The organism is Acidovorax sp. LjRoot66, assembly GCF_964253305.1.
Taxonomy (GTDB): Bacteria; Pseudomonadota; Gammaproteobacteria; order Burkholderiales; family Burkholderiaceae_C; genus Acidovorax.
In genome coordinates, this window is sequence record NZ_CAXUQU020000001.1 from 3984528 (window position 1) to 4011296 (window position 26769).

Below are 26769 nucleotides of genomic sequence, written 5' to 3' on the forward strand. Positions count from 1 at the left end.
CGCCGCGTGCCAGGCAAACCGCTACCATCTCGGGCATGACATTGCCTACTGCGCCCTCCCCCATCGCCTCCTCTATCGTTCACTTCGGCCACCAGGGCCGTGTCTGCATCGTCACGGGGGGCGCGCAAGGCATTGGCGAGGCCTGCGTGCGGCGCTTTGCCCGCGAGGGCGCACACACGGTGATCGCCGACGTCGACGATGCCCGGGGCACGGCCCTGGCCCAGGAGCTTGAAGCCCTCTACGTGCGCTGCGACGTGGGCGACAAGGCCCAGGTGGACGCCCTCGTGGCGCGCACGCTGCAGGCGCATGGCAGGGTGGACGTGCTGGTCAACAACGCCGGCATCTTCCGCGCGGCGGATTTCCTCGAAGTGACCGAAGAAGACTTCGATGCTGTGCTGCGCGTCAACCTCAAGGGCTCGTTCCTGGTGGGCCAGGCCGTGGCGCGGGCAATGGTGGCCTCGGGCGGCGGCTCCATTGTCAACATGAGCTCGGTCAATGGCGTGCTCACCATCCCCAGTATCTCCAGCTACAACGTGAGCAAGGGCGGCATCAACCAGCTCACGCGCGTGATGGCGCTGGCCCTGGCCGACAAGAACGTGCGCGTGAACGCCGTGGCGCCCGGCACCATCGCCACCGAGCTGGCCGCCAAGGCCGTGCTCACCAGCGACGAGGCCAAGGCCAAGATCATGTCGCGCACGCCGATGAAGCGCCTGGGCGACCCGGCCGAAATCGCCGACGTGGTGGCCTGGCTGGCCAGCGATGCAGCCAGCTACGTCACGGGCGAAATCGTCACGGTCGACGGCGGCCGCATGACCCTCAACTACACCGTCCCGGTCTGACCATCAGGCCTGCTGCACCCGCCTGAGCAGCCCAGCCGGGCTGCTTGGCCAGCCCACGCGGCCGAACCAGGCACCGCCGGCAATCGCCCAGCCGATCACGATGCCATAGACCACCAGAGCCACACCCTGGGCGGCGAACACGCCGGCCAGGCCGCCGTCCCAGCGCAGCGCCAGCCAGCCGCCCACCACGGCGATCACCAGCCGGGCCAGGTTGCCGGCCACCGGCCAGAACAGGCGCCCGGCCCCCTGCGAGGCGAAATACAGCACCAGCCCCAGGCCAAAGAAGCCATACACCGGGCCCACCGTGCGCAGGTACTGGCTGCCTGCGGCGATCATGGCCGGGTCGCTGGCGAACAGCGACAGCCAGGTGGCGGGAAAAAACGCGGCCCACAGGCCGATGGCCTCGGTCATGCCGAACGCCATGGCGGCGCCGATCCAGGTGGCGCGCAAGGCGCGCTCGCGCTGGCCCGCGCCGATGCAGGTGCCGACCATGGCCACCAGCGGCGCGCCAAAGCCGAACACCAGCGGCACCATCAGGTATTCGAGCCGCGATGCCGTGCCGTAGCCTGCAATGGCCGCCGTGCCGAAACCGCCCACCAGCGCCGTGGTGACGCCGATGGCCACATTGGTCGCCACGGTGGAGACCGCCCCCACCAGGCCCACGCGCAGAATGTCCGCGAACAGCGCCCAGCGCAGTTGCAGCCCCTTGAACGCGGGCCGCAGCAGGCTGCGCGGCGACCACAGGTACCAGGCCAGCACCGCGCTGCCCAGCACGTAGTAGGCCATGAGCGCGATGGCACCGCCCGCAATGCCCAGGCCCGGCAGCGGGCCCCAGCCAAAGATCAGCAGCGGCGACAGGGGGATGAGCACCAGTGCGCCCCATACCGTGACATAGGCCGGCACGGCCATGTTGCCCGTGCCGCGGATGATGGCCGCCAGGGTGTTGAACACCCAGACGCAGACCGCACCGGCAAACACCCAGTTGGAATAGATGAGCGCCGCCTCCAGCGCGCCCCCTGCCCCGCCCATGCGGGCGTAGAGCCAGCGCCCGCCCCCCACCACGGCCAGGGTGAACACGAGCGAAAACACCAGCCCGATGACCAGCGCATGCAGCACCAGCGCGTCCGCGTCCTCGCGCCGGCGCGCACCCAGCGCCCGCGCAATGGCCGCCGCCACGCCGCCGCCAATGGCGCCGGCCGACATCATCTGCATCAGCATCACCACCGGAAACACCAGCGCCATGCCAGCCAGCGCATCGGTGCCGAGCTTGCCGACGAAATAGGTCTCGATCAGGCCCACGCCGGCCTGGGCCAGCATCACCAGCACATTTGGGGCAGCCATGCGCAGCAAGGTGGAGGCGATGGGCGCCTCCAGCAGCATGCGGGTGCGCGGGTTCATCGCGTCTGCGGAGGCGGCGGCGCTCATGGCGCAGCCCCGGACTTGCGCGGCACGACGATGCGCACGGTCGAGACCTGCAGCACGTCACCATGCTGGTTCAGGGTCTCACTGCGCACGGTCACCATGCCCCGGTCGGGCTTGGACCTGGAGGGGTTGGTCTCCATCACCTCGCTCACCACATGCAGTACGTCGGTGGGGCGCGTGGGCCGGGGCCAGGCCACGTCGCCGCTGGCGCCGATGATGCCGCCGGCCACCGGCAGGCCCGTGGTCACCTGCAGGCGCATGGTGATGGCCGCGGTGTGCCAGCCGCTGGCGGCCAGGCCGCCGAACAGCGTGCCTTTTGCGGCGGCGTCGTCCAGATGGAAGGGCTGCGGGTCGAACTGCCTTGCAAAGCTGACGATCTGCTCGGCGTCCATCGCGTGCTCGCCGCTGGTGAAGCGCCGGCCCACGGTCATGTCTTCGAGGTACAGGGGCTGCGTTGCAGCAATGGTATCGGTCATGGTCAACAGGCTCTTTGCAAACGGGATCGGGGTATCAGGCGGCGGCGGGGACCAGGCGCTTGAGCGGCGCCTCGCGGATCGGCAGGTTCACCAGCGCAGCACCCAGGGCCAGCGCGATGTCGATGTACCAGACCCAGTCGTAGCTGCCTGTGGCCTGGAACACGCTGCCGCCCAGGTAGGCGCCGAAGAAGCCGCCAATCTGGTGCGACAGCATCACCACGCCGAACAGCATGGCCATGTTGGCCGTGCCGAACATCTTGGCCACCAGCCCGGCCGTGGGCGGCACGGTGGACAAAAAGGTCACGCCCATCACTGCGGCAAAGATCAGCATCACGGCCGTGGTCTTGGGCGCGAACAGAAAGACCAGCACCGCCAGGCCGCGCGTGGCGTACAGCAGCGACAACAGCGACTTCATGCGCCAGCGGCCCACCGCCCAGCCCATGGCCAGGCTGCCGATGATGTTGAACAGGCCGATCATCGCCAGCGACCAGCCGCCCACCTCGGGTGGCAGGCCGCAGGCGGCCACCACACCGGGCAAGTGCGTTGCCAGAAAGGCCACGTGAAACCCGCACACCAGGAAGCCCGCCGACAGGTACAGGTAGCTGCGCGTGCCCAGCGCCTGGGCAATGGCTTCGCGCGCCGTCAGCGCCTTCACGCCCGATGCCGCTGCGGCCTGCGCCGCCAGTGCCTTCGAGTTGCCCTTGAGCACGAAGACCGCCGGCAGCGCCAGCAGCACCAGCACGCCCAGCCACTGCATGGCACTGGCCCAGCCCACCGCAGCCGTGAGGCCAATGGCAATCGGCGCCATGGCGAACTGGCCGAACGAGCCACCCGCATTCACGATGCCGGTGGCCAGCCCGCGTTTGGCCGGCGGCACCAGCCGGGTGCTGGCGGCCATCAGCACCGAGGGGCCGGCCATGCCGGCACCACCCGCCGCCAGCACGCCAATGGCAAAGATCAGCCCGGCCGTCGTCGTCATCAGCGGAGTGATGAAGGTGCCCAGGGCCACCAGCACCACCCCCAGAAAGATCACGCGCCCGGTGCCGATGCGGTCAGCCACCGCCCCCGCAAACGGCTGCGTCAGACCCCACCACAGCTGGCCGAAGGCAAACGCCAGGCTGATGCTGCCCACGCCCAGGCCCGTGGACGTGTTCAGGGAAGAGAGGAACAAACCCATGGTCTGGCGCGTGCCCATGGTGAGTGCAAAGGCGCCTGCGGCGGCCAGCAGCACCAGCCAGATGGCGATGGGTGGGACGGCAGGCTTTGGGGAAGCTGGCGCGGAAAAGGTCTGTTCATTCGCCATGGTCGAGCTCCGAGATGGGGGACAGCAGTTCAAGGCACTCATCGGCCAGGGTGTGCAGCGCCATCACACGTTCCACGCCCAACAGGTCGTTGAGCGACAACTGCGCCACCTTCCAGCAGTGCTGGGCTTCTGCGCGCTTGTCGCGGCCCGCGTCGGTGATGTGCACCAGGCGGCTGCGGCCATCGGCGCCGGCCTGCAGGGTCACCCAGCCGGCATCCACCAGCGGGCGCAGGTTGCGCGTGAGCGTGGAGGCGTCCATCTTCATCTCCGCCGCCAAGTCACCCGGCCGGATGGGGCCAAGCTTGAGCACATGCGACAGCAGCGAATACTGCGTGGTCTTGAGGCCGCACTTGGCCATCTCGGCGTCGTAGTGCTGCCCGACCCGGCGCAGCAACTGGCGCAGCTTGAAGTTGGTACAGCCCTGCGGACGCGCCGCAGCGGGTGAAGGAAGGGTGATTTCGGCTTGCATGGATTCGATTGTATCTGCAATAATTGCATATGCAATACTTCAACTGAACGAAGACCCATGACACAACACAACCAACTCGAACAATGGCTTGCCGTGGAGCAAGAGGTGATGGCCCGCATGGATGGCGGCGTGGGCCCCGGCGTATCCCGGCCCGACCAGGTGGCGGGCCTCGACGGCCTGCAGATGATGCAGGCCATGCTGCGCGGCGAGCTGCCCTACCCTCCCATCGCCCGCACCCTGGACTTTCGCCTGGTGGAGGTCAGCGAGGGCGTGGCCATCTTCCAGGGCACCCCCGGCGTGGAGCACCTGAACCCCATGGGCACCGTGCACGGCGGCTGGTTCGCCACCCTGCTCGACTCGGCCCTGGGCTGCGCCGTACACACCCGCATGCTGCCCGGGCGCGGCTACACCACGGCCGAGCTGGGCGTGAACCTGGTCAAGGCCATCACCCCCAAGGTGCAGCGCGTGCGCGCCGAAGGCCGCGTGATCCACTGCGGGCGCCAGCTGGCCACGGCCGAGGCACGCCTGGTGGGCCCCGACGGCACCCTGTACGCCCACGCCACCACCACCTGCCTGGTTTTCGATCTACCGGCACAATCGAGGGCATGAGATTCCTCCACACCTTCTGAATACTAGTAACTGTTAGTAGATTGCAAGTCATTGATTTGATTCAAGTTTCTGCGACTAACAAATTCAATGCAAAAGTAGCAGCCGTTTCGCGCTTCTTTGCATGGAGGCTGGAACCAAGCTTCGATCTCGTAAATCCTGCCGAACTGCTCCAAAGCGCTCTGCCCCTAACTCTTCCCGGGATCCCTCGTAGAAAAACCCGGCAACCGCGCGCCGGCCGGCGTCTCTACGCATGCATCAAGGATGCGTCACTACGGGGCCAAGTATCTCGAACAGCTAGCGCAGCAATCGGATGAGCGCGAGGTATGTCGCATCTGCATCTAGTCTGCACCAGGCCAAAGCTTTTCGACATCTCGCTGCACTATGTCGAACATTTCAGCGGCTGCATTGGGCGAAGCTGAGCTTGCGTAGGTGAGTGCGAGCAATGTGAGCGGATGGATTTGCATCACCGATGCGATCTGCTCAAGCTTGCCCAGAGTCGGGCTTTTAAGGCCACGCTCCACGGTGCTCATGTAGGTGCGGCTGGAAACCAGGCTGAAATCTTCCTGGCTGAGCGCACGCACGTCCCGAATCGCCTTCATCGCGCGAGGAAGGTTGTTGGTGACGCGGCGCTTGGAGCTCATTCCTCCGATTACCGCTAAATGAACACTATAGGACTACAATCTATAGTGTTCATTTGAAAGCAGCTTTTTGAAGGCTGCCTATGGGCACGGGGCGACGCTAGACATCCTTTTGGCTCGGTTCTCGCCCGTCTTTCACGAGCAAGCGTGGTGCGACGGCGCTGCGCCATCCACCCATGGAGTCAGACCGCGATGCGCCTGGACAGTCTGGATTTGACCGACGATACGGCCCCGCTGGTCGCCAAAGTGACCCTCCCACGCTTTTTAGCCAAGTTTCCGAGGAGCGATGAAGAGCTTTGGGTGGCCGACGTAGAGGTGCGTCGAAGCGAGTCCGTCATCCAGCGCTTTGATTCGATTTTTTTCGTTGAGGGCGCCGGTCTGGTCAGCATCTTTGGCATCGCCTCTCCCGACGGGCATCCCCACGGTCTGGCATCCGACCTGGCCCTTGAGCAACAATCGTTCATCACCTTTCTGCGACAAGAGAACGCGGGCACTGAGCGTCTACTAGGCCCAGTCATACGGATCTTCAGTAGTCACCTGTACTACAGCGAATTGGTGGTGACGAAGGCTTATCTTTCAACCCGCGGTAGCAGCCTAGATGCGGGTGTCGGGTACCACGATCCCGAGACGGGGACCTATGTCACGCACGTGGTAGAAGTGGCTTTTTCCGAACGTGGAATCTGAGAGCAGTCTTCGCGGTGACCTCCCGCGTCCAAGCAAGATCGGATTTCTGCAATTTCCGCACTGAAATGTCCAGCAACGAGACCATTGAATGACCTACGAAGTCCAGCTCTTCAACAGTCCGGTGGGATGCCCTCGGTGCCATTGGTTTGGCACTCATAGTGATGTTGGCGAAGCGGCAAAGTGCCCTGTGTGCAGAAGCGGTGTCAATCCTTTAAAGCAGAAGGGCTTAGACAATTTGCGCCTTCACTATCGGCATCTTTTGAAAGTGGGCTACAAAACAGAATGGACCCTAGACCAGAGAACAGTCGAGCGGCATCGAATTGAAACTTTCTTCGAAAGAATCGGGAGCTCCCTGTGAGTATTTCTGACTTGGAGCCCAAGTTTCCTTTGATCTTCGGCAGGTGCCACCCTACCGGGGGTCCAGGCTGGGTGGGAATTTTCGAAACGCTTCTGAATCAACTGCAAGCGCGCGCGGACGCTGGGGGCGTGCAAGCCCGCGCTCATACAGCTCGTGAAAAGTGGGGTTGCTTGACTCTTCGTTTTAGCCCGCTCGACCCGGCCGACCCGATACTGGTTGCGCACACTCAGAACCTCTCCCTTCACACCTGCGAAGTCTGCGGTGCACACGGCAGCTTGATTCAGGAAGCATGGCACCGTACGAGGTGTGAGGCTCACAGAGACTATCAACCGAACTGGCCAACTTCTGCACGCTGAAAATGTCATGCCCACCCGGAGCTGAAGCTCTATGGAACTCAGTCGCTACTTACAGGTATGCCGACGCGATCTACGTTGTGGTGGACTCGCTCCCTGAGCCCTACCAAAGCAGCTTTTGGTCATTTCTGCGCGGCTCAGCGACTCCCGTCGCAGACGGCAAGAACAGGTATGCATACGTTCAAGACTTTGAACGCTGGATTGGGTCCATTTTGGCGGAAGACTGAGGTAGTATTTGGGGGAGTATTGTTTGTTTAACTGACCGAGAAACGTATGCCAACCTATAAAGAACTCCTTGCGAAACGCCAAGACCTCGACGCACAAATCGAGGCGCTTCGGAAGAGCGAATCGCAGGATGCTCTGGCCACCGTGCGCCAACTGATATCCGAGTTCGGCTTGACTCAGGCTGACATTTTCCCTGCCGGCCGCGCCAAAAGCCCTCTCAAAGGCAACACCGTAGCACCAAAATACCGTGATCCCCAAACCGGCGCCACCTGGACCGGGCGCGGCAAGCCACCCCTGTGGATTGCAAACCAAGATCGCGCTCAATTCGAGATCAAGTAAGCAACGCCCGTACTCCATTGACCAAGGTCAAACGCCCGCTGAGCCGCACCTGACACCAGAAGCTCAAGCCCGCCGTCGACGGCTCGGTGAGCAGTTTGATCGCGCTGCGAGCACCATCGAAGAGTCGCAGAAGCATGCTCAAGCGATGCTTGACGAACTCAAGCGAGATAGCCGGTACCAGCCTGCGCCAAATCGCACTTACATCCGTCAACGATGATTGCCGAAAGGCCCTGGGCTATGAGATATCGCTCCGAACTGCGCCTCCGTTACCCAGCCATTCTCGAACATGCATCTCTGAGCTACGGCGCAGGATGGGCCGGATTGCTGGAGTCCCTGTGCGAACGACTACAGCATCGCGCTGACCACGGCGGGCAGGCAGTCCAGATTACCCAGGCGAAGGAAAAATGGGGTGAGCTGTCAGTGAACTACATGGGCGGAGATTCGCATGCGGATGGTCTCATCAACATGGCCGAAGCAATGTCCGCCCACGTCTGTGAACTGTGCGGCAATCCTGGCAGTTTGCAGGAAGGGCCGGCTTTCCGTACTCGCTGCAGCGAGCATGCAGATGAATGACATGCTCGCCCCTCCAAAGCGTGTACCCATGTGAGCCTCAACCTGTCTGCCGCGCAACTAACCCACATTGCGAAGGTGTACCGTGAGTGTCGGTCAGACATGGAGCGCTACCTCGCCGAAAGTGCGGTCGTCAATATCTGAATTTAGCGTGCGGTTGGCGATGCGCCTTCATTGGCAATTTATGTTTGCTCGGACGCCAATTTTTGGATCAATTGCCGTGCGAGCGAACAAGACGCTCGGGCGCACGCAAAGGCGCTCGGCTTGATGCTTTCTTCACGCTAGTTTGACCACGCCGGGTTAAAACTTCGGTGAAGCTGACGTCTGTTCCCTGCTACCCATGCAGTGTCAATGCGTATCGTAGGCGCGCGAATTCTCGCCAGCTAGAGGATGAGCCGGCCCGAGTGCTGGACCACCACCACCTACTTATGTCGGTGAGCGACGCGACCTATCAGTTGATCTCGCCGCATTGACACCCCAACCGAAGGATAAGCGCTTGGGTCAGCATTCAGCTACAGCAAGTTGATGAAGCAGACTGGGATCGACTTCTTGGTTGGCTGATGTTTCGGCGTCCCGTAGCACCTGCTCATTCAGTGTATAGCTTCGATTCCATAGGGACATCTGCCTTCACCCGTTCATAGGATTTTTTACCGATAGAACAACAGATGCGGTGTGTCCGTGAGATCATCACTAGGTATAAAAGATGTAAAGACGAATCATGGAGAAATTATGAGTCTAGCTGGTGTGCGTTCTAGCCGAGGTGACACTTATCAAGTCTGTATCGCTGTTAAGTGGGCGATTCGGATGATCAAGGACGCAAGCATCTTATGGATGGAACTTGACTCTACGCGAATAATAACAAATGGTAAATCGGCGCCGGTTGATGACATAATTGTAGGCTGGTACGATGGTCGTGAGACTTGCTGCCAATGCAAGAAGAATCAAGGGAGTTTTACGGCCTGGAGTGTTGACGATCTAGTTGATGATCTTGCAAAAGCTGCAGACCACCTTGCGGCAGATCCAAATGTCAAAGTGCGCTTCTATTCGCGCGCAGATTTTGGAGATCTAGGTCGCTTGGTTGATCGAGCAAAACAAATGCCGGATTTGGCCGCCTTTGATAACCAATTTCCGAGAAATCTATCGGCAGAACTGAACAAGTTGAAGAATGTTTGGAGTGTCGTTCTCAATGCCGGCACACACAACGTTCACGACCTGCTTAGTAGGTTGGATTTTGAGCCAACACCTAGTGTTGATGATCTTCCAGAAATTCTCAAAGTCGATCTCGGATTAGTAGTTACCCGCGTTGACGATGCATTTAATGCCCTATGGTCTACTCTCGATATCCTTGGGTCGCGCACAGCACCGAGCTCGGCCGTTGCCAATCCTCATCGAATCACACGTGGTGACCTTCTTAGCCTGCTAGAGAATAGTGGTTGCGCAATAGCCCCGCCAAGTGCGCAGGCAGATATTGAAGCCAAGCTAGCTCGTATGTCACGAATTGGTCGTGCATGGCGCCGGGATATTGGCCAGCAGCGAATTGCCCGCCCAGTAGTGGACACGCTACTTGGCTTTGCGGAAAATAATACAAAACTATTGCTTACGGATGGACCGGGTGCTGGAAAAACTTGCGTTCTCTTGGAGTTGTCGGACAGGTTGGAGAAGCGCAGTGACCTTTCATTGCTATTTCTTCAAGCGCGGGAGTTCGTAGACGTCTCAAGCCAAGAAGGCCGAGAAGCATTGGGATTACAAGCAGATATTCCCGCGCTGGTCTCTGCGATGTCTCAGTGGAAGCGTGTGATTGTCGTTATCGACTCCCTCGACGTGCTATCGCTGAATCGCGAGAGCGAGTGCCTCACGTTTTTTCTCAGCCTGATTGACCGCGTAGCTACCATTCCCAACGTTTGCGTCATTGCAGCTTGTCGTAGCTTTGACCTGAGGTTCAACAAACGGCTTGCGAGCCAGATTTGGGATAGGACCATCGAGGCAGAATCTTTAGACTGGGATACTGTAACTAGCCCACTACTGGACCAGCTTGGGATAGATACGCAAAGTATCGACAAGACAACTCGCGAGTTGCTTGGCAATCCTCGAAATTTGGCGCTTTTTGCAGATATCGCTCTGAAGACATCGCGAAGGAATGCAGCAAGTGCTCAGGAACTCACTGAGGTGTATCTCGACGATGTGGTTGCTTCTGCCGCTGAAATGGGCAGCATAGCGATGGTAGCAATTGAAAATATGGCTAGCGAAATGCTTTCAAAACGCCGCCATCAGCTTCCGCGGAGTCGCATCACCGTCGACGACGTGATTCTCGGGCACCTGCTTAGCGCGAATGTGCTATTCAAGAGCGAGAGCAATGAAATTGGTTTTGGTCACCAAACGCTCCTCGATGCGCTGGCCGTGCGAAAGGCGATACGCCAAGGCGTCGATTTATTAGAGCTTATTCAATCGTTGCAGCCAGTACCATTTATTCGGCCAGCCATCCGAGCATTTTTTACTCATTTACGACTCCGTGATCCGCAATCTTTTCGTATTCAGGTGCGTGCCGTATTCGAAGCTGATGTTGCATTCCATATTAAGAGGCTGATAGCTGAGTCCTATGCGTTATGCGACCCAGAAGATGCCGATTGGAATCTCCTGCGCCATATTTTTCGAAACGACCACGAACACTTCCGCACTCTATATTTTGCAACCACGGAGATTTCTTGGCACCATTTCTGGATATGCAATTTCATCCCATTTTTAGAAAGTGAAAGGAGGAGCGATTGGTTGGAAATTCACGTAGGCAAAATTAGTTTGTGGGCTGACAAGGACCCTGTAGGTGTCTTCAGTTTTTGGACAAGGTTTGCCACCTCAGGCCATGCGATAAATGGTAATTTACGCCGCTTGTTCTCTTTTTCGCTTCGGCGATTTAAAGATTTGAATCGGGTCGACGCGTATAAATTGCTCCAGGCGCTTGTGAATGCTCCGTCTGAAAGTCATTATGCACTTGGTAATTCGTTGCTTAGCTGGGCTCGGCATGATTCACGCGGCGATAAGCTTCTGTGGCAATATGTCATTGCGGATGTCCCCAACCCACCGAATTACACCATCCAAATTGACCGCGCACTGCAGTGCGACGGTTCGAGCTTTGATCACCTGCAGGATTTTACTAACCGCTTCGCCGATTCTGAGCTACTACTTAACCTTGCGATAGCGTCGCTAGAGCAGTGGAGTGAAAATCTTCGTGAAGGCAGGGGGACTACGGGGCCAAATAGAATATTCCTCGAAGAGACATCGTTTGGAGTTAATCATTCCCGCCATGCGCATCATCACCCCACCGCGCTAAATAATTTGCTAGAAGCGGTTGAGCTTGCGGTATTAAGGCATGCCAAGGATAACGATGAGTGGTGGAAGATCAACGGCTTAAATATTTGCTTGAATAACTGTGGTGGATTGCGGCATATCGGGATGTTGGCGATGACGAGAAATCCGGAAGCCAACATAGAGCTGACGAAGGAATTTTTCGCTGACGATCGTCGCAGCGAAATTGCGGATCCTTTCGAGTTGGGGAATTTAATTTCAGCGTCAGCTCCATACATAGGTGAAACACTAGATTTGGTAGAAGACCAAATACTTAAACGTCTTGAATCTGTCTCATCAATCGACCAGCGATATGTCGATGTGGTGAGATATGGGCTGCTGTGCAAAATTCCAGCAATGCTGAGATCGAGGACTGTGCAGCAACTTGTAGATCGGATGTCTATGGAATTGGCGCCACCGGATCATCAACCGCAGATACATTCTTGGAGCGGCGGAGTTGGCGAACCTTTTCGAACTGAAGATTTTGCGTTGTTGGAAGATGCTTCCCTTGTAAGACTGTTAGTCAGCAGTCAATCTCTCACGCGCGACTTCCGCGGAACCTTCCAGTTTTTGGAGGGGGCCGTTGCAGTTGATCGTTTGTTGCGCGCCGTTGCTAGCGCTGAGCCGCGGCGATACACAAAAATTCTCATTTACAGCTGGACTGATCTTCCTAACTCATGTCGACGCGCAATTTTGGGCGGTGTCTCAGACTATCTACTCTTTCGCTATGGCGACGTGAAATCTGCCAGTTGGCGAGCAAAAGAGGAGGTTAGCGCGAATGAGCTTTCCGAACTGCTGATGGATGAGCTTGAGCGACACCCCTCATTTTGGATGAACAGCTGTGAGGGAGCAGCTGTGATTCGGAGCTGCGCAAGCGTCTCACCTGAAAACGCTGATGTATCGCGATTACTTTTCCTCGCCATAGCGCAACTTAAGGTGGAAGATCCGCGAGTTGGAGAGCGTCAAGATGACGATTTGGTCTTCACTGCTATCAACAGCGATCGCGGTATTCTGGCTGATGGACTTATGTCTCTGACCGAGCGGCTTGCAGAGGCTGGCCTAGAAATCCCAGCCCTGATAGGACCCATATTAATGCGGCTAGCGCGTGACGACCACCCTGCAGTGCGCGCTGTAGTCATACGCCGACTTGCCTACATCCATTCTAAAACAGAACTCGGCTGGCCATTGTTTGATGCCGCCTTCTCGGACGATGACGAGCGTGTTTGGGCACACGCAAATGATTTTCTCTACTATGTCACAGTAAGCCAATTCGCTCGCTCGAAGCCATACCTAGATCGAATGGAAGGCTCTACTGTACCCGAAGTACTCAAGGCCTGGGGGCGTTTGTCAGCCTTGTCCGTACTCGGAGAAAGAATGCCTCGCGAACTGCTGGAGCAGAAACTGAAATCGCTTGCAAGTGAGCCAGCCTGGAAAGGGGCTACGACGGTATGGATTGCTAATGCTCGAAATCCTCAACACGCCTCGACGTGTTTTGCTGCACTGGAGTTTACTGCTACCCAACCATCTGCGCGCCAGGCATTGCTATCGCGATTAGGCAGGCTGTTCGAACCAACGCGACCCATTGCCAAAGTTCCGCTAAGCCTCTTCCGAGCGGCCTACGGAGAAATGTCCGAGATTTCAGCTGCGGAAGCTAATATGCCTCACCAACTTGATCAATGGCTGTGTTCGCTCGCAGAGATTGACCCCGACAGCGCCCTAGATTTTGCAGAAATCGCTGCAAATTTATGCAAGGCTATTGACCGCTCTATGTTCTATGACGTCTCTCATCTTGGAACATTGCTTACGTCGCTATTTCGCGAGGCCGAAGAGCGAGAAAGCTATGATGGCCAAGCGATGTTGCGCCGCGTAGTTAAGATCCAGGACATTTTCTTATCTCTGCCTATGTCCAGCCTCGGCGAGTGGCTCCACGCGGCTGAGCGTCCAGAAGCATAAATGATCTGATCGTGATCTTCGCACTGCACGCACTTTGTACCTATTAGAGACATTGTACTCTTATGTGTATTGATGATATTGGATATCGATCCGGAAAAAATTCTGGGACTGGGTGCTTTGGTAGGCTACATTTTAGTTCGTAGGAGTTGGCATGAATGTAATCATTAAAATTGGCGGCCGAGATGCCATTCCCGTGAGAGCGATTCCGCTCCTGACCTATCGAGAGACGATGAGTGCTGACTACCTAGCGAAAGCGCTCGCTGGAGATGAGCATTTCTACCACTTTGAGGGCCTCAAAGCTTTTGGATTCGAAGGTGGACAGGCAAGGGAACTTCCTGAAGCTTACTGGAGCAATGTAGTGAATACGCGGCTGGAAGCATTGAGCGCTGAAATTCGCTCAAAAGAAGTCAGTCATGAAGCTGGATTGAATAAATGGCGCTCGGAATCGATCAAGGCGCTGCCCGCGGGTGTCTTTGTGTGGCGCGATGAGTTCGAACCGCGACACGAGCGGCGATTTATCCATGCGCGGATTCAAAAGCGAAGCGCAACACCCTGGATTTCAATGAACAAGGGTGGAGTGCTGCGGGTTGTTGATCAGCAACTCGCGGTACACGGCCAGCGGTGATCGTACCCCCAGCCCTTTTCTTGGGCGGTCGTTGATCTCATCGGCTATCGCATCAAGTTGCTGCTGGCTGTAGATGCTCAGGTCCGTCCCCTTAGGCAGGTACTGGCGCACCAGGCCATTCATGTTCTCGTTGGAGCCCCTCTGCCAGGGGCTGTGCGGGTCGCAGAAGTACACCGCGATGCCGGTTCGCTCGCTGAGTTTCTTGTGCATGCTCATCTCCCTGCCCTGGTCGTACGTCATGCTCAGGCGCATCGGCTGGGCAATGCCCAGCAGTTTGTCCGTGAAGCCCTGCAAGACGTTGGCAGTGCTGGCCGGCTTGAACTCAGGGAGCTTGACCAGCATGACCAATCGGCTGGTGCGCTCCACCAACGTCCCTACTGCACTGGCATTGCCTTCGCCCTTGATCAGGTCGCCTTCCCAGTGCCCGGGGAACTGGCGGTCTTGGATCTCTGGAGGGCGCACATGGATGCTCAGCATGTCCGGGATCTGGCCCCTGCGGTCCTTGCCTTTGCTGCGCGGCACTCGCTTGTTGTGGGCGTGGCGCAAGGTGGCGATCAGCTCTTTGCGCAGCTCGCCCACGGGCATGGCATAGATGCAGTTGTAGATGGTCTCGTGTGACACGCGGTGCTCATGGCCTTTGGGATGCAAGCGTGCCAGTGTCAGGGCAATCTGCTCGAGCGACCAGAGAAGCCGCAGCAAATGGCCCACCAGGGCCCACAGGATGGAGTCAGCGTGCAGCTTGACTGCGGGCCTGCCGCAGCGCCTGCGCTGCAGGCAAAGGCACTGCGCCTTTACGCTGCCATAGCCCGATGGGTGAGCATTGCGCACCAGCTCCCGGCTGATGGTGGCGGGTGAGCGCAGCAGTTGCCTTGCGATGGCCCGCACGCTGTAGTTCTGCTGCTTCAGGCTGGCAATGGTGATTCGGTCTTCGGGCTGCAGTTGGCTGTAGTGGCTGGAACGGGAGGAGCAATGCATCTGCGGACCTTACAGGGCTGGCAGGTGTTGCACTTCAGTTTTGAATCCGCCGAAAATAGGCAATGAAATTAATTTAGAAATGCTTATGCAATCCGCAGCATTGATGTTTGTAGGCTATCGTTAAGGATCTACCGATATGACTGATTTTCGCTTCATCTACAAGAACCGCTACGAAATTGGACGTGCCCTTGTGATCGGCATCGACAGATACAAACGTGTGCCGAACCTAGGTTATGCAGTAAGTGACGCTTTAGCAATTAAGGAGGCGCTTATCAACGATCTCGGCTTCGATGATTCGAAAATCACACTATTGACGGATGAAGCTGCCACAAGGGATGCGATCCTCAAGGCATATCTGCGATTTGCAAAATATGATGTTAATTTAGATGACAAGATAGTGGTTTTCTTTGCAGGGCACGGACACACTCTCACCGGAAGACGAGGTGAAGTTGGATATCTCGTTCCCCATGACGCGGATTTGGACGATATTTCTACTTGCATACGTTGGGACGACCTAACTAAAAATGTCGATCTAATTAGGGCAAAGCACATCCTATTCATTATGGATGCATGTTATGGAGGTTTAGCGCTAGTGCGTACTGCGAGCGCGGGCAGTTCTCGATTTCTTAAAGACATGATGCTGCGGACATCTCGGCAGGTACTTACTGCGGGAAAGGCTAATCAAGTAGTCTCTGATTCAGGGGGACCTATTCCAAATCACTCTGTTTTTACGGGGCATCTTATTGAAGCAATTCAAGGTAAGGCCTTAACACCGGAAGGATTTTTGACTGCCAGCGGCGTTATGTCATATGTTTATGGTAGGGTCGCCAGTGACAAAGATTCTAATCAGACACCGCATTTTGGGCACATTGATGGAGATGGAGATATGGTCCTTAAGGCCCCCGGTCTTGATGTATTGGAGGAGAGCGACACCAAGGACATTGACCTACTTGTTTCGATCCCATTTTCAGACGGCCTCGATGAGATTGATTCAATTGATGTCAGAGTTGAAGAGGCCAAAAAACTACTTGCGAGCGAGAGCGGATCCATTGGCCTGCATGATTTGCTCAGTGATCAAGTTAGGCGCTTCTTGGCATCTACAGCTGACGATTCATTTGCACCATCTACCACTTTTACGCAGGAAGAATTCGAATCTCGGATAACTCGTTATGAGGCTGCTGCTCGAAACATCTCAATTCTCCTCGCTTGTGTTTCTCAGTGGGGACGCGCTCATCACTTGCTTACGCTGCAAAAATGTCTAGCGCGCTCCGGCGATCGGCTCGAATCAGTCAGTGGATTATCGGTTTGGCTCGATTTACGTTGGTATCCCCTACTGATCGAGCTATATTGCTGTGGAATTGCTGCGATAGACGCGAGCCGATATGATTCGCTAGCTGCGATTTTCCGTACGCAGCTGCCGAACAGTGATCTACATCGCGAGCATGGAACTTTCATTGAGGCCGCCTCTTCCGCGATTCTTGCATTTAACCGGTCAAATATCCTAAAGCGCATTCCTGGTCAAGAAGAAAAATATACTCCGTTAAGCGATCACTTTCTGAAAATTCTGCAGCCGGATTTGGATGATGCACTTTTTCTAGGGAAGAATTATGAGGTTGCATTTGATACCTTTGAGGTATATTTTGCGCTTTGTTCGGCAGATGTGCGTCTTGCCAAAGAGGGAACCCCCTGGGGTCCAATCGGAAGGTTCGGATGGAAACAGGCGCCTCTAATTCGGGTAATAGAAGAGGCAAAAGCTTTTCAGGGAAATTGGTTGCCATTGAAATCGGGGCTGTTCGGTGGCGATTTTGCTCGCTTTTTAAAAGTTGCGGACGCCCTACTTCGTGATCTCAGAGGCCTGCATTGGCATTAAAGGCGCAGCGAGCTCGAGCAGATACTTAGCAGGAGCCACTTATGTCTTGCTGCTTCCATCGGTTTGTATATAGTCGCATGCCCAAGCCAATCGTATGCCGCTCGGCCGCATGAGCTCGCTGCACCCCAAGACATCACTGTGATACAGCGAAGACCGCGGTGACAGAGCTGCACTACCGCCAGATGACATATTTTGCTTCTGGAATTTGCTCTTTAATCGTATATTGCCTGCGCGATAGAGAGCGCTTCAGCGCTCGGCATCTACAACTTTGGAGTGATCATGAACGGAATGCTCACGAGGGGCTTGGTCTTGGCGTGCTTCGCCCCAGCACTTGTGCTCGCTCAGCAGCCTACAATGATGAGCCCAGCCATTGCCACCTGGAATCTTGGATGGCTCATGGACAAGGCGACACATACCCGCTGGATTCAGGCCTGTTCGGCCACGGGATGGAAGACTGAGAAGGAGCTGAAGGCTGAAGGCGCAGCTTTCCCTCAAAGCCTGCTCGGACTTCCATACTGCGACGTTCACAATGGGATCGACTTCTACCGGGATGAGTGCCCTTCGCTCATCGGCGATGCTCGCCATGACCGCCCAACAAACGCCGATAGCCCTGATCGCAAATGTCGTGTCTCGCCAGACTTAGCGGATTGGAATCAGTACGAGCGAAAGCTTGCAGCATTGCGTGAGACCTTTGCGGTGGCAGATGCGAAGGGTGTTGTCCTCATTGCACTTCAGGAGGTGAGCAATGAGGACGCGGTTCGGACTATCTTGCCCGAGGGATGGGAAGTCAAAACCACGGCGAGTATCCCTAATACGCCTCGCATTGCTCAGCATGTTGGCGTTGCTTGGAAGAGCACCGTCGATCAACCTAGCGGATTCAGGTTGTTGGCAACACTGTCCGACATTGGTGATCGACCACTAAGACCTGGCCTCCTGTTTTCGTGGAAGGTTAAAGGTCAGGATGTGGACTTCCTAGCAGTGCATTTGAAAGCTAGCTGCAGATCTGTTGATATCGATTTGCCTAAGACGACTTACGAGAAGGAGTCCTGCCCGGTGCTTGCTGAGCAGGTTGCGCAAGTGGAGCGCTGGATCGATGCGCACTACGCAAAAGTTTCCCCAGTGAAGGAATTCGTTCTGCTCGGCGATTTCAATCGCACCTTGTTAGCTGAAATGGCTACTTACCCGTCGCCAGACCCCATACGCCTTGGAAAGACTCCAGTGCAGAAGATCAAGGCGATGGCACCCGAATGGAATGATGACATTCCCAAGGGTAGCACCATCAAAGTCCTACCTCACAAGTTGAACAAAGATGGAGGCCTAATTGCTGGAGACATTTTTTGCTCCCGAACAAGGGGCATTGACCACATCATCTTTAACACCTCCGTCGGACCACTGCATGCGAATCGTAAAGCTTCCCATGTGATGCAGCAATCGTCGGCTGCAAATTTAATTAATCGCTCGATCATAAATAATTTAGAGAATATATGAAACTGTGTCTAACGATTGGGGTTTCAAACGCGGCACCACTTGAAAATTTGCCAGGTGCAATTACTGTCGCCAATGAAATGGGCCAGTGGGCGGAAAAATCTGGATTTCACACAAAAATAGTCACTGATGAGGGTAATAAGCCTGTCACCATCGCCCGTTTGCGTCAGACTTTAATTGAGATGCTTCCACGTAATGATGATGTAGAACTTTTTGTTTTGCACTTTGCTGGTCATGGGTTTCGCTCGGGAGCAGAACAACATATATGGCTACCAAGCGACTGGCATAAAGAAATGCGTGCCGTATCTGTGGAGGGTCTTAGAAAGCAGCTCTACCGGCACGGAATACAAAGTCTGTCGATATTTAGCGATGCTTGCCGGTCCTTACCATCTGACATTGATACTGCAGATATTTTTGGTGATCCGATTCTTCCGCGAGGGCCATACGATTATAGAACTCCCATAGTGGACCGATTCAACGCGGTAGTCGATGGCCAGCAGGCGTACATGCTGAAAGGTGATGAAAATTCACCACCTAGGTGCGTTTTTTCCACAGTTTTGCTGGAGGGGCTGTGCGGTCAGAAAGATGAGGCATTTGATACATACAAGCCCGATCTTGTTATTCCAGAGTCGCTAGCACTATTTTCGCAGAAGAGGTTGAGAGAGATTGGTGAGTTGTATGACCTAAAATGTATACCTGAGTGCACCACAGGAATACCCAGGGAGCATGCAGTTTATTTCAGGCGTAACCGGGCAATCAACAGTCTTCCCGTTCCAACGTGGCCTGCACCGATCTCGCACGCAGCAGTAAAGGGTCCAGTTGATGGTGATCCACCATCGAAGAATCCAACGACTGGACGCAGTGTCTTTGGTCAGTATGCTAAAGGCATATTGGACCTTCGCCTTGTTGAAGGCTACGTCGAATTTAATTTGGTTGTTCGTGGAGCGAAGCTAAAAAAGATATGGAGCAATGCTTCAATAGAGTTTTGCTCGTCCGGCATTGATTGGGAGACATACCAAGTGAGATGCGTTGCCGCAACTCAAATAATTTTTCAGATAGGTGATGATTTCTTTTCTTCTGCGGTAATATATCCCGAATTAACGACTCAAGTGACTCTTGACGATACTGGAAATATAACGTGGGGCTGTGTTTCCAAGTCCATGAATTCTATTAAAAATCTCATCGCTTCCTCCGATGCGATTTCGAATTTGCAAGCTGGCAAGCTTACTTATGAACAGGTGGATGAAATCGCCACGTTTCTTCGGGAGGATAAGCACGTTAATCCAACGCTTGGTGCCATTGCTAGTTATTTATATGACTATGCAGGAGATGTGGATAGCATACTTCGAATGGCATACTTCTATTGCAAACACGGTCAAGCCATGCCTTTTGACGTGGCATTTATGGGGATGCTTTCCAGAACGGATAAATGGCGATTGGATAGCAATGGTGACGTTAAAAACATGAAGGCACATGTGCCTCCTGTTCCGGCCAGAAGTGGAGCGCGCGCCTCAGAGAATTTGCCATCTTGGGTTACCATGAGTACCGTTGAGGCGGATGGAGAGGTAGCCGGGTTTTGGCCTTGGCTCCGTCAAGGATGGCAGTTCGTAGAAGATCCTATGCCTCATGAGGAAGCATACGCAGTTGAGCTGCAAAACGTCTCCAAGTTTTTATTGCCATCACAATTCTCCTCGTTCAAGGCGGAGGGCGCCCTGAAATTAATTAATGGATTTAACCTAAGGCTAGCATATGAACGTTTTAATGATTCATGGGATAGGTCAGGAGCAATTTTCAAAGGAGGATTTAAAGCGGATATGGGAGACTTGTCTTGAGGAGGCACACCCAGGTTTGTTAAGCGGGCGATCGGTTGAAATGGCGTACTATGGTACGACACTTGCCGATTGGTCGAGTGGTCGGGAAAATATTTCCGTCACCATGGGCGGAAAATCTACGAAAATTGAGATGGATGACGCCGATGAGCTTAAGTTCATAAGCTCCGTAATGGAGGAATTCGTTCTCAATCAAGGAGTAGACGAGCAAAGCATCGATGTTGCAATAGCTTTGGCCGAAGATAATATTGTTCCTATGGACAATTTTATCGGGAGACGCGTTGTGGGTTTGCTACGGATGGTAGAAAGGTTGTCGCCTGCAAAAGGTGCTATTCTCCTTCGTGCTGTCAAGCAGGGTCATACCTATCTTTCATCACCCAAAGCCGCAAGATCTGTGGATGATATAGTACGCCCCCTTTTGAAGAAAAATCCTTACGTACTTATTACTCACTCTCTTGGTACTGTAATTGCATTTAAGCTGCTTCGAGAGATGGAGAGGGAGGGTGTAAATATTAATATTCCGCTCTTGATAACTATGGGGTCGCCGCTGGGGCTTGAGGCTTTCAAAGCAAAGCTTGGCCCACCTCGACGTAAGCCAAGCGGAGTTGGTGAGTGGAAAAACTTTTTCGATCCATCTGATATCGTAACCTTAGGGAAGGCGCTGAATGAAGATAATTTTTCGAGCGGTATTACCAATGATGGAACTGTAGACAACGAGACCTCCAATGCCCATGGAGTTGTTGGCTATCTTCCGCATAGTGGCGTTGGTCAAGCAATAAGATCGGCCCTTCATAAGTGCCAAGTCGATAATAGCCAATAAATAATATTCCGGGGCTTCTTATTCGACCACGAGCATCAGCGAACTACTGTAGTGCCGCTTGTCGAGAGAGTCCCGTCGCTCTACCCTGTTAGATGTTCATGCTGACCGCACCGCAGCACGCATTTGCTTAACACCACTTGGCCATGCAGCGAGGTACCACCCGTCCTTCTACGCCCACATTGCAAATTTTTTCTGCACAGCCGTTTTGCTGATCCTCCCGCACCCGCCCTGACTCCCCCGCTATCGTTTCCGGTGCACTCTGCGCCCAATGGCCTTCAACCGCCGTCAGCGTCCTCTTTTCTGTCAGCAGACCTATTCGTATACTGTGTTTAATTGCAGTATTTCGACATGCCAGCTGCCACCCGCTCCTTCGACACCCAGCACCTGCCCATCTCGGTGCGGGAGTCCGTCTGGACGGGCGATGACCTGGCGCACCAGCACCACCCGACCATCTCCACCGGCTTCGACTTGCTGGACGCCGCCCTGCCTGGCGGAGGCTGGCCCACCCGCACGCTGACCGAGGTGTTGTCCGCCCAGGCCCCGTTGTGCGAATGGCGCCTGCTCGGCCGCTGCCTCCCCTCGCTGGTCGAGGGCGGCGGCCAGATCCTGCTCGTGGCCCCACCTCAGCAACCTCATGCGGGCGGCCTTGCCCAGCTCGGCGTGCCAGCCGACCAGGTGGTGTGGATCCAGGCCAAGACGCCCGCAGAGCGCCTGTGGGTGACCGAGCAGCTCGTCAAGTCCAATCCCCGAGGCGCAGTGCTGTCCTGGCTACCCCAGGCCCGCGCCGACCAGATCCGGCGCCTACAGGTGCACGCCCAGTCCTGCCAGTCGCCCGTTTTCTTGTTCCGGCCGGTGAACGCCCAGCGTGAGGCCTCTCCGGCGCCGCTGCGCACCCTGGTGTCGCTCGGCTCCGGCTGGGATATCGATGTGCGCATCCTCAAGCGCCGCGGCACGCCATGTCCCGATGTCCTTGAGCTTTCCGCCATCCCCGGCCAGCTGAGCCGCGTGCTTCCACCGCGCCTTCGGCGCCTGGACACCGAGATCGTCATCCCCACGCGCAGAGAGGAGGCCCCCGATGATCGGCATCTGGGCCGCACTGCTACCCCGCACGACCAGCAGCGAGTCCTGCACCGCCATTGACCTGCCATCCCTGGCCGTCTGGGCACTGCAGTTCTCTCCACGGGTAGCCCTGCGCGAGGAAGCGGTCCTGGTCGAGGTCAGTGCCAGCGCACGCCTGTTCGGTGGCCTGGGGCGCCTGCGCAGGCGCATCGAGGCGGAAGGTGCCGAGGTGGGTGTGGAGGCCATCGCCTGGGCGCCAACGGGCACTGCCGCGCTGGCCCTGCTGCGTGCGCGCATGCCCAACGGCTTTGGCGGCCCGTTGCACAAGGTGCTGGACAAGCTCCCCCTCGAATCCATCACCGCCGTGGCGCACCATGCCGGCACGCTACATCGCCTCGGCTCCCGCACTCTGGGTGATGTGCGTGCACTGCCCCGGGGTGGCCTGGGCCGCCGCTTCGACAAGCAGCTTTTGCACAGCCTGGACCAGGCCTATGGGGTACGGCCCGAGGTCTACGAGTGGCAGCAGTTGCCCGAGACCTTCTCCGTGCGCCTGGAGTTCATGCACCGTGTGGAACACGCTCCTGCATTGATGTTCGGCGCCCGCCGCCTCCTGTTCCAGATGTCGAGCTGGCTCGCGGCCCGGCACATGGGCGTCACGGCCTTCACCCTGAGGTGGGCCCACGACGCCATGCGCGCCAAGACCGCAGGCACTGGCGGCGAGCTGGATGTGCGAACTGCCGAACCCACGCAGAACGTCGAGCACCTGGGCCGCCTGCTGGGCGAGCACCTGGCCAAGGTCGAACTGCTGGCCCCTGCGGGCGACATCGAGCTGCTCGCCTCCGAGACCATCCCCATCCAGCAGGAGAGCAAGTCCCTGCTGCCCGAGACCATCCGCCAGGGCGAAGACACCTCCCTTGTGCTGGAGCGCGTGCAGGCTCGTCTGGGCAAGGAGCGCGTGGTGCGCCCCTCGCTGCGGGCCGACCACCGCCCGGAATGGATGCAGTGCTGGCAAGGCGCCGAGCTGGCACGCCCGCGCGGCGCACCTGGGTGCCATGAGTTGCCGCTGCCCGCCTGGGTGCTGCCCGAACCGCTGCGCTTGGCCGAACGCGACCACCGTCCAATCTACCAGGGCGCCCTGCAGCTGCTACTGGGCCCGGACCGCGTGGAAGGCGGCTGGTGGCATCGCGAACCCGGTGCGGGCGATGGGGGCGCCGATCAGCTGAATGTTCAGCGTGACTACTGGATCGCGATGAGCAGGCATGCCGGCGTGCTGTGGGTTTTTCAGCGGCGGCTGGCCGAGGACGAGACCGGCTGGTTTCTCCACGGGCTGTACGCCTGAGACATACCGACGAACCCGTGGGCTACCGGTATGGCGCTTCCCGACTACGCAGAGCTGCGCTGCGTTTCCAACTTCACTTTTCTCGACGGTGCGAGCTGGCCGGATGAGCTGGTCGAACGTGCCAAGGAGCTGGGCTACAGCGCCATCGCGGTCACGGATGAGTGCACTTTGGCTGGTGTCGTGCGCGCGCACGTCGAGGCGAAGAAGCAAGGCATCAAGCTGCTGATCGGCTCGCAGTTCCGGGTGGCTGCAGACCTGCCCTTCACGATGATTGTGCTGGCCCAGACCATGGAGGGCTACGGGAACCTCTGCCAGTTCATCACCCGGCTGCGGCGCACCACGGAGGAGAAAGGCACCTACCTGCTGCAGCGCCACAGCATCGAAGGCGAGGCGCTGGCCGAGTGCCTGCTGATCGTGTCTCCGGACCGCACCGCTACCGATGAACAACTCGAAGAGCTGGGACGCTGGACCCTGACCAATTTCACCGGCCGCGCCTGGGTGGGCATCGAGCAGACGCGGCGCATCGATGACGAGCTGTGGCTGCACCGCATGCGGCAGCTGTCCACCCTGACCGAGCTTCCGCTGGTGGCTCTGGGTGACGTGCACATGCACGTGCGCAGCCGCAAGCCGCTGCAGGACGTGATGACGGCAACCCGGGTGGGCCGCCCACTCACCGAATGCGGCTACGACCTGCAGCGCAGCGCCGAGCAGCACCTGCGCAGCCGCCTGCGGCTGTCGCAGTCCTACCCCGATGACCTGATGGCCGAGACCATCCGCATCGCGGACCGGTGTACCTTCAGCCTGGACGAGATCCGCTATCAGTACCCGGACGAGGTGGTGCCCGATGGGCACACTCCTGCGAGCTACCTGCGCCAGGCCACCTACGAGGGCGCGGGGCGCCGCTGGCCGACCGGCATCCCGGGCAAGGTGCAGGCCCAGATCGAGCACGAGCTGGACCTGATCTGCGAACTGCACTACGAGCACTACTTCCTCACCGTCTTCGACATCGTCAGCTTCGCCAGATCGAAACACATCCTCTGCCAGGGCCGAGGCTCGGCCGCCAACAGCGTGGTTTGCTATTGCCTCGGCGTGACCGAGGTGGACCCGGCTCGCATGTCGGTGCTCTTCGAGCGCTTCATCAGCAAGGAGCGCAACGAACCTCCCGACATTGATATCGATTTCGAACACGAAAGGCGCGAAGAGGTCATCCAGTACCTCTACGACAAATACGGCCGGGACCGCGCGGCGCTGGCCGCTGCCGTCATCACCTACGGGCCGAAGTCCGCGATCCGCGATGTGGGCAAGGCGCTGGGCTTCAGCCTGGAGGTGGTCGATGCGTTGGCGAAGGGCCACCAGTGGTGGGATGGCGATGGGGTGCGACTGGAGCGGTTCGAGGAGCTGGGAATCTCCGAAAAGGACCTGGCCGTGCAGCAGCTCATCGAGCTGACCAACCAGCTGATCGGGTTTCCGCTGCACCTGTCGCAGCACACGGGTGGGTTCGTGCTGACCAAGGGCCTGCTCAGCCGCATAGTGCCCATCCAGAACGCGGCCATGCAAGACCGCACGGTGATCGAGTGGGACAGGGACGACCTCGATGCCATCGGCCTGCTCAAGGTCGATGTGCTCGCGCTCGGCATGCTGACGGCCATCCGCAAAGCTCTGGACCTGATCGGCGACCGGCGCGGCCACGACTTCGAGATGCAGGACATCCCATCCGAGGACAAGGCCACCTACGACATGATCTGCAAGGCCGGCACCATCGGCGTGTTCCAGATCGAGAGCCGCGCGCAGATGACCATGCTGCCGCGCCTGCGGCCCCAGTGCTTCTACGACCTGGTCATCGAAGTCGCCATCGTGCGGCCGGGGCCCATCCAGGGCGGCATGGTGCACCCATATCTCGACAGGCGGCAGGGCAAGGTGCCGGTAACCTACCCGAGCAAGGAACTGGAGGTGGCCTTGGGCCGCACCCTGGGTGTGCCGGTGTTCCAAGAACAGGTCATGCAAATCAGCATGCTGGCCGCAGGCTTCACTGCCGGCGAAGCCGACCAGTTGCGCCGCGCCATGGCCGCATGGAAGCGCAAAGGAGGCCTGGACAAGTACTACGACAAGATCGTCGATGGCATGACGCAGCGCGGCTACGACAAGTTGTTCGCGGTGTCGATCTTCAACCAGATCAAGGGCTTCTCGGAGTACGGTTTCCCGGAGAGCCATGCGGCCTCCTTCGCCCTGCTCGTCTACGCAAGCTGCTGGATCAAGCGCCACGAGCCAGCGGCATTCCTGGCCGCACTGCTGAACAGCCAGCCCATGGGCTTCTACAGCCCGAGCCAACTGGTCCAGGATGCGAAGCGGCACAAGGTCGAAGTACGGCCTGTGGACGTGATGCACAGCGTCGTGGAGTCCACCCTCGAAGACCTGCCCGCGCGCCCGGCAGTGCGGCTTGGCCTGCACATGGTCAGCGGCATCAAGGCCACCTCGGCCGCGCGCATTGTGCAGGCCCGCGCGCTGCAGCCCTTTGACAGCGCCGAGGATCTGGCCAGCCGCGCGCGCCTGGAGCAGCACGAGATGAAGCTGCTGGCCGCCGCCGATGCGCTGACCACCCTGTCGGGGCATCGCAGGCAACAGGTATGGGATGCCGCAGGCCTGCACGCCCCGCCCGAGTTGCTGCAGGACGCCCCGGTCAACGAGGACTATCTGGAGCTGCAGGCCGCGCCCGAGGGCGAGGAGATCGTCTGGGACTACGCGTCCACCGGGCTCACGCTGCGTCGGCACCCGCTGGCGTTGCTGCGGCCCAAGATGGCGGCCAAGAAGCTGATGTCCTCACGAGAGCTGCAGCGCGTACCCAACGGCCGGGTTGTGCGCACCGCAGGCATCGTGACGCTGCGGCAGCAACCTGCCACGGCCAAGGGCACCATCTTTGTCAGCTTGGAGGACGAGTTCGGCTCGGTCCAGGTGATCGTGTGGCGCAGCGTGCGCGAGGGGCAGCGACAGGCTCTGCTGGAGTCGCGCATGCTGGCGGTGAAAGGCATATGGCAGCGAAATGGGGCGGTGTGCAACCTGATTGCAGACCGGCTGGTGGATCTCACGCAGTGGCTGGGGAGGCTGGGGACGGAGAGTCGAGATTTCAGGTAAGCACTCTCTCGATCAATAAGAACTTACGCCTGTCGTTCTCGCCTGATTGACGCCAGTGAAA

20 protein-coding genes are annotated in these 26769 nt (G+C 57.6%); 14 read left to right on the plus strand and 6 right to left on the minus strand.

Annotated features, from left to right (window positions below):
• Window positions 1-35 precede the first annotated feature (35 nt).
• Window positions 36-839 carry an SDR family NAD(P)-dependent oxidoreductase gene (locus tag ACSQ3Y_RS18740; protein WP_436178440.1) on the plus strand — a complete coding sequence of 268 codons (804 nt, stop codon included), beginning with the start codon at window positions 36-38 and terminating at the stop codon, window positions 837-839.
• 3 nt (window positions 840-842) lie between these two features.
• Here the strand turns inward: ACSQ3Y_RS18740 and ACSQ3Y_RS18745 are convergent, their stop codons facing one another.
• Genes ACSQ3Y_RS18745 through ACSQ3Y_RS18760 form a run of 4 tightly spaced genes read right to left on the minus strand, consistent with a single transcriptional unit; the run spans window position 843 to window position 4509 of the window.
• Window positions 843-2264, minus strand: a complete 1422-nt coding sequence (locus ACSQ3Y_RS18745) for an MATE family efflux transporter (RefSeq protein ID WP_436178441.1) — start codon at window positions 2262-2264, stop codon at window positions 843-845.
• Complete coding sequence (locus ACSQ3Y_RS18750; RefSeq protein WP_436178442.1) at window positions 2261-2737, minus strand: MaoC family dehydratase; 477 nt, start codon at window positions 2735-2737, stop codon at window positions 2261-2263. Before ACSQ3Y_RS18750 ends, ACSQ3Y_RS18745 begins: the two co-directional genes overlap by 4 nt.
• 34 nt (window positions 2738-2771) lie before the next feature.
• Complete coding sequence (locus tag ACSQ3Y_RS18755; protein ID WP_436178443.1) at window positions 2772-4040, minus strand: MFS transporter; 1269 nt, start codon at window positions 4038-4040, stop codon at window positions 2772-2774.
• The gene (locus ACSQ3Y_RS18760) at window positions 4030-4509 is read right to left on the minus strand and encodes a MarR family winged helix-turn-helix transcriptional regulator (RefSeq protein WP_057202993.1); all 480 of its coding nucleotides are present in this window, start codon (window positions 4507-4509) and stop codon (window positions 4030-4032) included. Before ACSQ3Y_RS18760 ends, ACSQ3Y_RS18755 begins: the two co-directional genes overlap by 11 nt.
• 57 nt (window positions 4510-4566) lie before the next feature.
• Between ACSQ3Y_RS18760 and ACSQ3Y_RS18765 the strand changes: the two genes are divergently transcribed.
• Window positions 4567-5118 (plus strand): PaaI family thioesterase, encoded by a 552-nt coding sequence (locus ACSQ3Y_RS18765; RefSeq protein WP_436178444.1) that lies wholly within the window; start codon window positions 4567-4569, stop codon window positions 5116-5118.
• A 338-nt stretch (window positions 5119-5456) separates the two neighbouring features.
• Here ACSQ3Y_RS18765 and ACSQ3Y_RS18770 read toward each other — a convergent pair whose 3' ends face one another.
• Window positions 5457-5759 carry a helix-turn-helix domain-containing protein gene (locus ACSQ3Y_RS18770; protein ID WP_436178445.1) on the minus strand — a complete coding sequence of 101 codons (303 nt, stop codon included), beginning with the start codon at window positions 5757-5759 and terminating at the stop codon, window positions 5457-5459.
• Window positions 5760-5948: 189 nt separating this feature from the next.
• Here ACSQ3Y_RS18770 and ACSQ3Y_RS18775 point away from each other — a divergent pair, with 189 nt between their 5' ends.
• From ACSQ3Y_RS18775 to ACSQ3Y_RS18795, 5 genes are all read left to right on the plus strand, one after another.
• Entirely contained in the window at window positions 5949-6440 is a 492-nt protein-coding gene (locus ACSQ3Y_RS18775) for a hypothetical protein (protein ID WP_436178446.1), read from the plus strand.
• A 984-nt stretch (window positions 6441-7424) separates the two neighbouring features.
• Window positions 7425-7715, plus strand: a complete 291-nt coding sequence (locus ACSQ3Y_RS18780; protein ID WP_436178447.1) for an H-NS histone family protein — start codon at window positions 7425-7427, stop codon at window positions 7713-7715.
• A gap of 237 nt (window positions 7716-7952) precedes the next feature.
• Window positions 7953-8288, plus strand: coding sequence for a hypothetical protein (locus ACSQ3Y_RS18785; protein WP_436178448.1), 336 nt, complete (start codon window positions 7953-7955; stop codon window positions 8286-8288).
• A gap of 801 nt (window positions 8289-9089) precedes the next feature.
• Window positions 9090-13577, plus strand: coding sequence for a hypothetical protein (locus ACSQ3Y_RS18790; RefSeq protein ID WP_436178449.1), 4488 nt, complete (start codon window positions 9090-9092; stop codon window positions 13575-13577).
• Between the two features lie 151 nt (window positions 13578-13728).
• Window positions 13729-14202, plus strand: a complete 474-nt coding sequence (locus tag ACSQ3Y_RS18795; protein WP_436178450.1) for a hypothetical protein — start codon at window positions 13729-13731, stop codon at window positions 14200-14202.
• On the opposite strand, the gene ACSQ3Y_RS18800 is transcribed toward ACSQ3Y_RS18795, so the two are convergent.
• Window positions 14137-15177 (minus strand): IS30 family transposase, encoded by a 1041-nt coding sequence (locus tag ACSQ3Y_RS18800; RefSeq protein ID WP_436178451.1) that lies wholly within the window; start codon window positions 15175-15177, stop codon window positions 14137-14139. The genes ACSQ3Y_RS18795 and ACSQ3Y_RS18800 overlap by 66 nt on opposite strands.
• A 136-nt stretch (window positions 15178-15313) precedes the next feature.
• Here ACSQ3Y_RS18800 and ACSQ3Y_RS18805 point away from each other — a divergent pair, with 136 nt between their 5' ends.
• The 7 genes from ACSQ3Y_RS18805 to ACSQ3Y_RS18835 all read left to right on the plus strand — a co-directional run bounded on the left by ACSQ3Y_RS18805 (window position 15314) and on the right by ACSQ3Y_RS18835 (window position 26708).
• Complete coding sequence (locus ACSQ3Y_RS18805) at window positions 15314-17047, plus strand: caspase family protein (RefSeq protein ID WP_436178452.1); 1734 nt, start codon at window positions 15314-15316, stop codon at window positions 17045-17047.
• Between the two features lie 357 nt (window positions 17048-17404).
• On the plus strand, window positions 17405-18535 hold the full coding sequence (locus tag ACSQ3Y_RS18810; RefSeq protein WP_436178453.1) for a hypothetical protein: 1131 nt from the start codon (window positions 17405-17407) through the stop codon (window positions 18533-18535).
• Window positions 18532-20364 (plus strand): caspase family protein, encoded by a 1833-nt coding sequence (locus ACSQ3Y_RS18815; RefSeq protein ID WP_436178454.1) that lies wholly within the window; start codon window positions 18532-18534, stop codon window positions 20362-20364. Before ACSQ3Y_RS18810 ends, ACSQ3Y_RS18815 begins: the two co-directional genes overlap by 4 nt.
• Window positions 20282-21181 carry a hypothetical protein gene (locus ACSQ3Y_RS18820; protein ID WP_436178455.1) on the plus strand — a complete coding sequence of 300 codons (900 nt, stop codon included), beginning with the start codon at window positions 20282-20284 and terminating at the stop codon, window positions 21179-21181. The genes ACSQ3Y_RS18815 and ACSQ3Y_RS18820 overlap by 83 nt, the downstream gene beginning before the upstream one ends.
• Before the next feature lie 348 nt (window positions 21182-21529).
• Window positions 21530-22321: a translesion DNA synthesis-associated protein ImuA gene (gene imuA / locus ACSQ3Y_RS18825; RefSeq protein ID WP_436178456.1), complete on the plus strand. Its 792-nt coding sequence runs from the start codon at window positions 21530-21532 to the stop codon at window positions 22319-22321.
• Entirely contained in the window at window positions 22257-23579 is a 1323-nt protein-coding gene (locus ACSQ3Y_RS18830) for a Y-family DNA polymerase (RefSeq protein ID WP_436178457.1), read from the plus strand. The genes imuA and ACSQ3Y_RS18830 overlap by 65 nt, the downstream gene beginning before the upstream one ends.
• Window positions 23580-23609: 30 nt before the next feature.
• Window positions 23610-26708 (plus strand): error-prone DNA polymerase, encoded by a 3099-nt coding sequence (locus ACSQ3Y_RS18835; protein ID WP_436178458.1) that lies wholly within the window; start codon window positions 23610-23612, stop codon window positions 26706-26708.
• The last annotated feature ends 61 nt before the right edge of the window (window positions 26709-26769 follow it).